Annotated in this window: 11 protein-coding genes; 7 read left to right on the top strand and 4 right to left on the bottom strand. The window is 71.9% G+C overall.

Annotated elements, in window-relative coordinates:
• Positions 1-162: 162 nt before the first annotated feature.
• The gene (locus tag ACWEN3_RS31990; protein WP_452977852.1) at positions 163-1,188 is read right to left on the bottom strand and encodes a cytochrome c oxidase assembly protein; all 1,026 of its coding nucleotides are present in this window, start codon (positions 1,186-1,188) and stop codon (positions 163-165) included.
• 464 nt (positions 1,189-1,652) lie between these two features.
• Between ACWEN3_RS31990 and ACWEN3_RS31985 the strand changes: the two genes are divergently transcribed.
• Positions 1,653-2,561, top strand: a complete 909-nt coding sequence (locus tag ACWEN3_RS31985; RefSeq protein WP_452977850.1) for a hypothetical protein — start codon at positions 1,653-1,655, stop codon at positions 2,559-2,561.
• On the opposite strand, the gene ACWEN3_RS31980 is transcribed toward ACWEN3_RS31985, so the two are convergent.
• On the bottom strand, positions 2,549-3,172 hold the full coding sequence (locus ACWEN3_RS31980) for a hypothetical protein (RefSeq protein ID WP_452977847.1): 624 nt from the start codon (positions 3,170-3,172) through the stop codon (positions 2,549-2,551). The genes ACWEN3_RS31985 and ACWEN3_RS31980 overlap by 13 nt on opposite strands.
• Before the next feature lie 382 nt (positions 3,173-3,554).
• Here ACWEN3_RS31980 and ACWEN3_RS31975 point away from each other — a divergent pair, with 382 nt between their 5' ends.
• Complete coding sequence (locus tag ACWEN3_RS31975; protein WP_452977844.1) at positions 3,555-4,448, top strand: polysaccharide deacetylase family protein; 894 nt, start codon at positions 3,555-3,557, stop codon at positions 4,446-4,448.
• Positions 4,449-4,800: 352 nt separating this feature from the next.
• The gene (locus ACWEN3_RS31970) at positions 4,801-5,394 is read left to right on the top strand and encodes a hypothetical protein (RefSeq protein ID WP_452977841.1); all 594 of its coding nucleotides are present in this window, start codon (positions 4,801-4,803) and stop codon (positions 5,392-5,394) included.
• Between the two features lie 38 nt (positions 5,395-5,432).
• Here ACWEN3_RS31970 and ACWEN3_RS31965 read toward each other — a convergent pair whose 3' ends face one another.
• On the bottom strand, positions 5,433-6,038 hold the full coding sequence (locus ACWEN3_RS31965; protein WP_452977838.1) for a hypothetical protein: 606 nt from the start codon (positions 6,036-6,038) through the stop codon (positions 5,433-5,435).
• A gap of 125 nt (positions 6,039-6,163) precedes the next feature.
• Here ACWEN3_RS31965 and ACWEN3_RS31960 point away from each other — a divergent pair, with 125 nt between their 5' ends.
• On the top strand, positions 6,164-7,375 hold the full coding sequence (locus ACWEN3_RS31960; RefSeq protein ID WP_452977835.1) for a pyridoxal phosphate-dependent aminotransferase: 1,212 nt from the start codon (positions 6,164-6,166) through the stop codon (positions 7,373-7,375).
• 103 nt (positions 7,376-7,478) lie between these two features.
• Positions 7,479-7,898 (top strand): SCO4983 family protein, encoded by a 420-nt coding sequence (locus tag ACWEN3_RS31955; protein WP_452977832.1) that lies wholly within the window; start codon positions 7,479-7,481, stop codon positions 7,896-7,898.
• Positions 7,899-8,012: 114 nt separating this feature from the next.
• Here the strand turns inward: ACWEN3_RS31955 and ACWEN3_RS31950 are convergent, their stop codons facing one another.
• Positions 8,013-8,186 (bottom strand): hypothetical protein, encoded by a 174-nt coding sequence (locus ACWEN3_RS31950; protein WP_452977829.1) that lies wholly within the window; start codon positions 8,184-8,186, stop codon positions 8,013-8,015.
• A gap of 313 nt (positions 8,187-8,499) precedes the next feature.
• Here ACWEN3_RS31950 and ACWEN3_RS31945 point away from each other — a divergent pair, with 313 nt between their 5' ends.
• Entirely contained in the window at positions 8,500-9,114 is a 615-nt protein-coding gene (locus tag ACWEN3_RS31945) for a tetratricopeptide repeat protein (protein ID WP_452977827.1), read from the top strand.
• The gene (locus ACWEN3_RS31940; RefSeq protein WP_452977824.1) at positions 9,111-10,385 is read left to right on the top strand and encodes a glycosyltransferase; all 1,275 of its coding nucleotides are present in this window, start codon (positions 9,111-9,113) and stop codon (positions 10,383-10,385) included. The genes ACWEN3_RS31945 and ACWEN3_RS31940 overlap by 4 nt, the downstream gene beginning before the upstream one ends.
• Positions 10,386-10,467: the final 82 nt, after the last annotated feature.

Genomic DNA, 10,467 nt, shown 5'->3' with positions numbered 1-10,467 from the left:
GGGAGGTGGGTGGGGACGGTGAGCGCCGCGTCCGGGGGCGCGGTGGTGGACCGGACGGGCGGGTCACCAGCGTGCTCAGCCCGCCGGCCGCGAAGCGCCCGCCGGCGGGCACGAGTTGCGCGGTCAGGATGTCCGGCGCGGCCAGTACGGTCCCGTTCCTGGTCAGTCGTCGCCGTGCTGGCGGCGGATCCTCGCGGCCACCTCGTTCTGCTCGGTCTCCCACCAGGGGCGCACCCGCTCGGGGTCGGGCTCCGGGGCGGTCCGGCCCGGCACGGGCGTGCGGGGTGCGATCGGTGTGAGGTCCCTGTCGAGTCGCGCGTCCAGGGCCGCCGCCTGGACGCGCTCGGCGCGCGCCCACTGCACGAGGATCGCCAGCAGGAAGGGCAGCGCGACCAGTTCGGCGATGCTGAGCATCGCGCCGCCGCCGAGCTGCTGGTCCCGCTGGACGTCCGGCGACCAGGACGGGGCGTGGTGCAGGTACCAGGCGCCCGCGATCAGCGTGCCGTGCGTCATCACCACGATGCCGGGGACCGCGTCGACGATGCCGTCCAGGAACACCAGTGCCGCGCGGACCGGGTGAGTGCACCAGCCGGGCAGGGCCTCCTCGCGGGTGAGCACGGGGACGACGAAGAGGCAGCCGGCCGCCAGCAGGTGCAGGTACATCAGCTCGTGCAGCCAGCCGACGCGCAGGGCCGTGGCGAAGTAGGGCGTGAAATAGACCGTCAGCTCGGTCGCCAGCACCAGGGCCGTACTCACCAGCGGGAAGGTGAGCAGCCGTACGATCCGGCCGCTCATCGCGTTCCGCACCCTCCGGGCGGCGCCGTCGGGGAGCGCCTCGATCGCGAGCCGCAGCGGATCGCCGAGGGCCAGCCCGAGGGGTGCGACGAGATCCAGCAGCACGTTCTGCACGGCCGCCGGCCAGAACAGGACGTGGTCGTACACGGCGAGTCCCGACATCGTGGCCACCGCGAGCCCGCCGAGACCGAGCACCGAGAAGGCGGCGGCGCGGCCGGGCGCCCAGGTCCGGTCCGTGCGGCGCAGCCGGAGCAGGCCCCAGCCGTACAGGCCGCCCAGCAGGACGATCAGGAGGAGCGCGGGCACGTCCAGCTGCCACGACCCCAGAAGCCGCCCGGTCGTCAGCTCCGGCAGGCTCCCGGCCGACATGACGGCCCTCGCACGACCAGACATGGAAAAGCTGCCTCCTCCTGCATATAGGGAGCACACCGGACGACAGGTGACAGTAGCGGCCTTCGGTACCGCCCCGCTCGGCAGGGTCCACGGATGCCGTCCGGCCCGGCTCCCGCCGGAAGTCCCCGCCGGACCCGCACATGGCCTCACCGGCGGGTGGGGCGCGCCTGGGACGGGCGTCTGCCGCCCGGGCGGGATTTGCCGGTTCTTTGCGGAACGGCGGACACGAAAGGGGTATTGGCGGGTACCGCGTCACTGGCGTGGGACGAGACCGGTGACCGGCTGTCACGGGGCTCGTGTTACGCCCCTGTGACACCGAGCGGACCGTTCCAAGATCGTGGCCTGCGAGGCTCTGTGATGGACAGAGCGGCAGGCGGTCGCGTGGCCCTCATCGGCCCGGGGGACGACGGAGCGGCTCTGGTGCCGACCGATCGACATGTCGATGTTTCCTGGGGGAACCACTGATGACCACGCCCACCCGCTCCATCGCCGCCGCGATCGCCGTGGCCGCCGCAGTGACCGGCACGGCACTGCTGGGCGCCACCGGCGCCGCGTCGGCCGCCACCGCCGCCTCGCACGGGACGCTCACCGTCAGCAACGGCACCAAGTACGTGCTGATCAACGGCCACAACGTGAACTTCGGTGTGCCGGTCCGGGACCTGGCGTGGTCCCCGGACGGCAAGAAGGCCGCCTTCGTCGACGGCTCCGGCAACCTGGACGTCGCCAACCCCGACGGCAGCGGCCGCGTCGTCGTCGCCAAGAACCCCGGCAACCAGAACTGGTCCCACCCGACCTGGCAGGTCACCGCGAAGGACACGCAGTACAACATCCCCGCCAAGGACAACCTGATCTTCGCGGCCCGCGCGGGCGGCGTGTCCCGGCTGAAGGTCATCTCCGCCAAGGCCGTCCACGGCACGCCCAAGACCCTGAGCCTGTACGGCGACCCGGGCCCGGGCGGTGCGCTGCCGCAGACCGGCAACGTCTGGCCGAACGCGGCCGGCCACTACGGCACCTCGGTCTACGCCAACGTCAACACCGGCGACGTCTACATCCGCGACGACTACCTGCGCCAGCAGGGCGGCAAGCTCACCAAGGGCTCCCAGCCGGCCCTGTCCCCGAACGAGGAGGAGGTCGTCTTCGTGCGCTCGGTCGCCGGCCACGACCACGTCCTCGTCGAGGACTTCATGCACGGCAACCACGTCAAGGACCTCACCCCGCACGCCACCACCGACTACACCGAGCCGGCCTGGTCGCCCGACGGCAAGACCCTCGCGGTGCGCACCCCCGCCGGCACGGTGACCCTGCCGTCCAACGGCACGGGCCACCCGACGAAGGTCAGCTCGACGGCGGGCCTGGCGGCCTACCGCCCCTGACGTCCACCGACCGTACGGGCCGGGCACGTCCCGGCGGACGGAGTGCGCGTCACTCCGCGCCGGGCGAGCTCGGCCCGCAGTTCGTCCAGGTGGGCGTCGGCCGTGTCGTGCGGCAGGAACTCGACCACCTCGAGGAACCGGAACAGCACCTGGGTGCCGGTGACGGCGTACTCGTACTCGCCGAAGCCCACCACCGCGCCCATCGAGCCCCGGGCGACACCCCGCACCACATGCGCGTTCATCTCGTCCGGCTCAGCCGCCGACAGCCCGCGCCGCGCGTTGGGTCGCGCCAGGTACGGGCACACCATCGAGGCGTACAGCATGCACGCACGGTGCCCCGGCCCCTCCAGGGTCGGCGCGAGGTTGCGGTACGGCCGCCCGGCGGCCAGCGCCTCCCCGATCGCCGTGCTCTCCGCCGCCCCGACGACACGCCACACCGGCCCCCGCGGCATGGCCTGGTTGCACACCGAGCACAACCGCCTGCGCGCGCACTCGGCGCTGCGGTCGTAGTCCGTCAGCGCGAACTGCGGCTCGTCGCCCTCCCATGGAGTGATCGCCGGACCCGGATACCCGCGTACGTCCCGGGGCCGCGCCTCGACACCGGCCGGCATGGGAACACTCTCAAATCGCACGGTCCACCCCCGCCAGTGCCCGGCTCCACCACTCCACCACGACCATCGAACCCCCGTTCACGCCCGGTATCTCCTGCCGTTCTACCAGGCCGCCGCCGATCCACCACATTCGCGGGGGCGCCCCGCCTGTCGCCGGTCGGCGGGTCGCCTCGTCAGGGACAGGGCCACCTGTCCAGGAGCGCGTCTGTCGAGGCCGAGCCGCAGGCCACGGGCACGGCCGCCGGGACCGGTGAGGCGCCCCCCACGCGTTTCTGGCCGATCTCTTACCGCAGCCTTCACGGCCGTCGCAGGTTCGCTGCGTACGGTTGCCGTCGTGGGCGGCCTCGGCTCCTGGCGCCCTTGGACCAGGTGGGGAGGGCGGATGACGACCGGTCGCCGCGCAGTGCTGGCCGCGATGGCGGGAAGTCTGCTCGCCGGTTGCACGGGACCCCAGTCCGGCAGCAGCGCCCCCGCTCCCTCCGATTCGGCGGACAACGGAGCGGACACGGCAACGCCGACGCCCGGGGCCCGCCCGTCCGGCACCGCCTCCAGCGTCGAACCGCAGGTCACCCGCGCGGAGATCGTGGCCCGCTACGGGCACAGGGTGCCGCACTCCTGGGGCTTCGACGCCCCGGGCGTGGTGCACTCCCTGCCGCACACGAAACGCGAGATCGCGCTGACCTTCGACGCGTGCGGCGGCCGGGGCGGCAGCGGTTACGACCAGGCGCTGATCGACTTCCTGCGCGCGCGGCGGATCCCGGCGACGCTGTTCATCAACTCCCGCTGGATCGACGCCAATCCGGCCCTGTTCCACGGGCTGGCCGCCGACCCGCTCTTCGAGATCGCCAACCACGGCACCCGGCACCGCCCGCTGTCGGTCACCGGCCGCTCGGCGTACGGCATTCCCGGCACCCGCAGCGCAGCCGAGGTGTACGACGAGATCGCCGGCAACCGGGCCGAGCTCACCCGGCTGCTGGGCGCCCCGCCGCGCTTCTTCCGGTCCGGCACCGCCTACTGCGACGACGTCGCGGCCCGTATCGTCGGCGACCTCGGGGAGCGCTTCGTCAGCTTCTCCGTCAACGGTGACGGCGGCGCCACCTTCAGTCCCGCACAGGTGCACGCGACCGTCGCTGCCGCTCCGGGCGGTTCCATCGTCCTGTGCCACATGAACCATCCCGAGGGCGGCACCGCCCGGGGCATCGCCGCCGCCGTCCCGCACCTGCTGGCCACCGGCCACACCTTCGTCCGCCTCTCGGACTCCCTCCACCGCCGCTGACGCCCCGGTGCCGGCCCTGAGCGCCGCGCCGCCGTCCCCGCCCCGCGTCGGCAGCCTGCCCGGTTCAGCCTGACCTCACCGCATCCGCATCCGCATCCGCGGAGGCGGCCGTCGGCGTGCGCGGTCGGCGGTTTTTACCCGGAGCTTATGGCGACGTCAAGTCCCGAATCCCCGGAACGTGACCCCGCCCGCACGATCCGGCGTACTTGAAGCACGGCCTCACCGGAAAGCACGGCAGGCCGATCGGTAGGACGGAAATCCCCCTCCAAGAGCCCGGGATCCTTTCTCACCGGCACATCGAAATCACTCGGGCGCGATTGATGCGCCCCTTTCGGAAAATGAGGAGAAAATCATGACCCGCATCAAGAAGACCCACGACGAGAACCGCACCCCGCGCCGAGGTATCCGCTTCGCGACCGTCTTCGCCTCCGCCGCGCTGATCACCGGTGGCGTCGTCCTCCCGGTGTCCTCCGCGATGGCGGCTCCCATGCCGGCATCGACCGTGACCCTGGTCCGCGGGGGCGGCGCCGGAGGGGACGGCGGGGCCGGTGGCGGGGGCCTGATCGGCGGAGGCGGTGGCTCCGGTGGCTCCGGCGGCGGCAGCGTCCTGGGCGTCGGCGGAGCCGGCGGCAACGGCGGCAAGGGCGGTGACGGCATCCTCGCCGGTGGTGGCGGCGGTGGTGGCGGTGGCGGCGGCGACGGCGTCATCGGCGGTGCCGGCGGCAACGGCGGCGCCGGAGGCACCGGCGTCTTCGGCGGCAGCGGCGGCTCCGGTGGTGGCGGCGGTGACGGCGTCCTCGTCGGCGGCAACGGCGGCAAGGGAGGCAACGGCGGCTTCGGCGTCCTCCAGGGCGGCGACGGCGGCAAGGGCGGAGCGGGCGGCCACGGCGGCCTCTTCGGCGGCTTCGGCGGGGCCGGCGGGGCCGGTGGCGGCAGCATCTTCTGACCGCCGCGGCTCATTCCGACCAGCCGCGCCCCCGGTCCTCAGGGCCAGGACGCCGCAGGTCGAGGGGGGGGGGGGGGGGGGGGCGCGCCGGGGGGGGGGCGGGGGGGGGCCCGGGTGGGGGGCGCGGCCGGAAGGGACGTCGAGGGGGCCGCGGAGGCGGAAACGGCCGCCGCGTCCGGCGTGGCCGGGGCGGTGGCGGTCGACGGCGCGCTGTCCGTGCGGGAGCTCTCGGTGGCGTCGGCGCGGCCGTCCTGCGTGGGGCGGGACCCGGCCGGGGAGCCCGAGTCCGTCACGCCGGCGATCAGCGCGACGGTGCCGGCCACGCCCAGGGCGCCGGCGACGGCCGCGAGCCGGCGGCGGCCGCCCCTGCGCCGCTGCTCCCGCCGCCGGCGCTCGGCCCGGCCCTCGCCGGGGTCGGCCGGAGGGGGCAGCTCGCGGCCCTCGCCGGGGTCGGCCAGCCGGGGCAGCTCGCGGGTCTCGTCGTAGGCGTTCTGCCAGCCGTGGGCGGCGGCGGGGTCGGTGTACTCCTCGTACGCCGGGGCCTGGGCCGGTCGCGGGTGGTAGACGACCGGCGGGGCCCCGGGCTCCTCACCCGCTCCCTGCGCGCCGTTCGCCGCCGCCCCGTACTCGCGTTCGCTGGACATGACAGCGGATTCTATGGACGCAAGTGACTCCTGAGACAGCCGTCGGCCATATCCGGGCAAACCTCGTGTCTCACGTGTCGGAAAACACGACCCAAGAGGCGTTACCTCACCGTAAGCTCACGCACATGCAGGTGATCCAGTCGACCAAGCTCGCCAACGTCTGTTACGAGATCCGGGGCCCGGTTCTCGAGGAGGCCATGCGGCTTGAGGCGGCGGGACACCGCATCCTCAAGCTCAACACCGGCAACCCGGCCGCCTTCGGCTTCGAGTGCCCCCCGGAGATCCTGGAGGACATCCTCCGCAACGTCTCCACGGCACACGGCTACGGCGACGCCAAGGGCCTGCTGGCCGCCCGCCGCGCGGTCGTCATGCACAACCAGACCATCGGCATCGAGACGGACGTCGAGCACGTCTTCATCGGCAACGGCGTCTCCGAGCTGATCGTGATGGCGATGCAGGGGCTTCTCGACGACGGCGACGAGGTCCTCGTACCGGCCCCCGACTACCCCCTGTGGACGGCGGCCGTCTCCCTCTCCGGCGGCACGGCGGTGCACTACCGCTGCGACGAGCAGTCGGACTGGATGCCCGACCTCGCCGACATCGAGCGCAAGGTCACCGACCGCACCAAGGCCATCGTCGTCATCAACCCGAACAACCCCACGGGCGCGGTCTACGACGAGGCGATGCTGAAGGGCCTGACCGACATCGCCCGCCGGCACAACCTGCTGGTCTGCTCCGACGAGATCTACGACAAGATCCTCTACGACGGCGCCACGCACACCCCGACCGCGAAGATCGCCCCCGACCTGCTCACCCTCACCTTCAACGGCATGTCGAAGGCGTACCGGGTGGCGGGCTACCGGGTGGGCTGGATGTCGATCTCCGGCCCGCGCGCCCACGCCGACTCCTACATCGAGGGCCTGACGATCCTGGCGAACATGCGCCTGTGCGCGAACATGCCGGGCCAGCACGGCGTGGTCGCCGCGCTCAGCGGCCGCCAGACGATCGACGACCTGGTGCTGCCGGGCGGCCGGCTGAAGGAGCAGATGGACACCGCCTACGAGCTGCTGACGCAGATCCCGGGCGTGAGCTGCGTACGCCCCAAGGGCGCGCTGTACCTCTTCCCGCGCCTCGACCCCCAGGTCTTCAAGATCAGGGACGACCGGCAGATGGTCCTCGACCTGCTGCGCCAGGAGAAGATCATGGTCGTGCAGGGCACGGGCTTCAACTGGCCCGAGCCTGACCACTTCCGGGTCGTCACCCTGCCGACCGCCGGGGACCTCCGGGACGCGGTGACCAGGATCGGGAACTTCCTGGACGGCTACGGCCAGCCGTAGCCGAGCCCACCGTAGCCGACGGACTTCAATCCGTGACACGGCTCAACTTTAGACGAAATCCAAGCTAGGATGGTTTCCTGTCGGCGCACAGGAGGCCATCCCCATGTACGAACCGATCCGCACCAAGTCGGTCCAGAGCACGATGGCCGGCGCCACCCCGGACTTCCCCCACCGGTCGCGCGAGGAGGAGCTGGACATCCAGCTCGCCGGGCACCTCGCCGCGCTGCTCGCGGTCACCGACGATCTGCGCGCCCTGTCCCCGTCCGCCGACCTGGACACCGCGGCGGAGCGCCTGGCCGCACAGGTGGCCCGGCTGCGGGGCGGCCGCGCACCGGTGCGCGCGGTACCGGCCGCCGGCGCGGACCCGCGCCCCCTGCACCAGCGGGCCCACGCCCTCGCCGGGCGTGCCCTGGTCGTCGCCGCCTCGCGCGCCGACACCGCCGCCGCGATCCTCTCCGCCGAGCGCATGGACGCCCACGCGGCCGCCCTGGCCGACCCCAAGGAGCTCAGCGCGGCCCACTGACCCCGCCCGGGGTCCCACGATCGGCCCCGGTCCGCGTGCACCCGCAGCGACGCGCGGACCGGGCGCCATAACCTCTCGCCCTCCCGCGGGCCCGCCGGGGCCGGTCGACCGGCGTCAGCCGAAGATGACCGTGAGCACCACGAAGACCACCAGCACCGCCAGCACCACCAACCAGATCGGCCAGGCGCCGCGCCCATTCGGTTCCTCGGGGCCACCGCCTCTGGGCCGGTCCTCCGCGAGTTTCGGTTCCTCCGGACGGTCATGGGTGTAGAAATCGCCACCTGCCATGGACTCATCCCTCCTTCCACCTGGCAGAAACCGGGTACCCGCGCACACCCGGCCGACCCGCCGAGCGACGAGGTCGCCGGGCAACCCGGAATCAAACGCACGGCGACGACCGGTCACCGAATGCGTATGAGCGGGATTGGCGTTCGGATACTTTTTCCGCGTGAACGCGACGCGTACATTCGGGTGGACTGCGCACCCCAATTGCCCGCCAAACGGCGACGACATCACGACTTCCTCGTAACGTCGGTGCAAATGACGGTGGTTCGACCTCCGGACCCCCACCGTCCCTCACCATTCCACGAGATGTGACAAAGTGAAACACAGGCGATTGCTGGCAGGGCTCTTCGGTGTGGCTGCAGTTGCCACCGGAGTGACGGCATGGGCGATTCAGACCCACTCGGAAGCGTCCACGGAATCCAAAGCCCCACCATCGGAGCACCAGAATGCCAATACGCTTTTGCAGATGGGCATTCTGCAGGAGAAGTACCACGATCCCAAAGCGGCCGCCCAGACCTACCTGCGCGTCCTGGAACTGGAACCGCAGAACAAGTACGCGTGGTACGACCTCGGAGTCCTCTCGCAGGAGGTCGGCCACACGGCCGACGCGCGCGCCGCCTACGACAGGGCCCTGAAGACCGATCCGGTGTTCCCGCCGGCGCTCTACAACGAGGCGCTTCTGCTGGAGTCGAGGGAACCCGACCGGGCCGCCGCGCTCCTGCAACGAGCCATCGCCGTCAATCCGCAGGCGGGCACGGCACATCTGCATCTCGCACGCATCTGGGCGCAGCGGCACCTCGGCCACAAAGCCGCCGACGAGTACCGCCGGACGGTCGCGGTCGACCCATCGCTGCGCTCCCAAGTGCCGGAAAAGTACCGGGACTCCGCAGACAACTCAGCCTCTTCGAGCGAGACAGGGAGCGACAGTTGACGTCGACCGCAACACCGAGGTTCTCCGTCTTCACCCCCAGCCACCAGCCCCGTTTCCTCGACGAGTGCCTGCGGACCCTGCAGGCGCAGACCTGCTCCGACTGGGAGTGGATCGTCCTCCTCAACAACGGCGCCCGGTGGCGTCCGGAGCGGCCCGACGACCGGGTCCGGGTGGAGATCGCGGACGAGATCACGGGCGTCGGAGCGGCGAAGCGCAGGGCCTGCGAACTGGCCCGCGGGGAGATCCTCGTGGAACTCGACCACGACGACCTGCTGGCGAAGGCGTGCCTCGCCCAGCTCGCCAAGGCGTTCGACGCGCACCCCGACGCCGTCCTCGTCTACAGCAACACCGCGCAGATCACCGAGGACGGCAAGCGGGACGAGTCCCGCTTCGACGAGACGTTCGGCTGGCAGTACGAGGAGGTCAGGGTCGACGGCCGCAAGCTGCTGCAGGTCGTCTCCCTGGCGCCGACGCCGCACAACGTCGCCTACATCTGGTACGCGCCCAACCATGTACGGGCCTTCCGCAAGGAGAGCTACGAGAAGGTCGGCGGGTACGACGCCTCGCGCACGGTGCTGGACGACCAGGACCTGATGTGCCGGCTCTTCCACCTCGGCGACTTCCACCACATCAACCGCTGTCTGTACCTGCAGCGGCTGCACCCGACGAACACCCAGCGCGACCCGGAGATCAACGCCCGGATCCAGCGGGAGACGGTCGCCCTGTACGACAAGTACATCGAGGCCAACGCCCTCGCGTGGTGCCACCGGCGCGGACTGCTTGCGGTGGACCTCGGGGCGGCCCACCGCAAGCCGCCGGGCTACCTCGGGGTGGACCAGCGGCCGGGAGAGGGCGTCGACATGGTCGCGACGCTGCCCGGGAAGCTGGACCTGCCCGACGGCTCCGTCGGCCTGATGCGGGCGGTGGACTTCCTGGAGTACGTGCCCGCGAAGGTGCCGCTGATCAACGAGCTGTACCGGCTGCTGGCGCCCGGCGGCATGCTCCTGACCATGACGCCCAGCGCGGACGGCCGCGGCGCGTACCAGGACCCGACCCATGTCGCCTACTACAACGAGAACTCGTTCTGGTACTACACGGACAACCAGTACCGCGCCTTCGTGCCCGACCTCGACGCCCGGTTCCAGTCGTCGCGGCTGGTCACCTACTTCCCGAGCGAGTGGCACTCCCGGAACAACATCTCCTACGTGGTCGCCAACCTCATCGCGATGAAGGACGGCGCGGCGCGGTGCGGGGGCAAGCTGCTCGTGTAGAGCCGTCGCCCGAAACGGCCGGCGCCCGGCGGCGGGGGGGGGTGCGGCCGGGGGGGGGGCCCGCGGCGGGCGGGGCCCCCCC

Source organism: Streptomyces sp. NPDC004561 (assembly GCF_053602155.1).
This window is presented reverse-complemented; position numbering and strand designations above follow the sequence as displayed.

Excerpts from the sequence above, each read along its gene's own strand:
- ACWEN3_RS31990 (WP_452977852.1), bottom strand. The coding sequence starts at position 1,188 with ATGTCTGGTCGTGCGAGGGCCGTCATGTCGGCCGGGAGCCTGCCGGAG.
- ACWEN3_RS31970 (WP_452977841.1), top strand. The coding sequence starts at position 4,801 with ATGACCCGCATCAAGAAGACCCACGACGAGAACCGCACCCCGCGCCGA.
- ACWEN3_RS31985 (WP_452977850.1), top strand. The coding sequence starts at position 1,653 with ATGACCACGCCCACCCGCTCCATCGCCGCCGCGATCGCCGTGGCCGCC.
- ACWEN3_RS31965 (WP_452977838.1), bottom strand. The coding sequence starts at position 6,038 with ATGTCCAGCGAACGCGAGTACGGGGCGGCGGCGAACGGCGCGCAGGGA.
- ACWEN3_RS31975 (WP_452977844.1), top strand. The coding sequence starts at position 3,555 with ATGACGACCGGTCGCCGCGCAGTGCTGGCCGCGATGGCGGGAAGTCTG.
- ACWEN3_RS31960 (WP_452977835.1), top strand. The coding sequence starts at position 6,164 with ATGCAGGTGATCCAGTCGACCAAGCTCGCCAACGTCTGTTACGAGATC.
- ACWEN3_RS31980 (WP_452977847.1), bottom strand. The coding sequence starts at position 3,172 with ATGCCGGCCGGTGTCGAGGCGCGGCCCCGGGACGTACGCGGGTATCCG.
- ACWEN3_RS31955 (WP_452977832.1), top strand. The coding sequence starts at position 7,479 with ATGTACGAACCGATCCGCACCAAGTCGGTCCAGAGCACGATGGCCGGC.
- ACWEN3_RS31950 (WP_452977829.1), bottom strand. The coding sequence starts at position 8,186 with ATGGCAGGTGGCGATTTCTACACCCATGACCGTCCGGAGGAACCGAAA.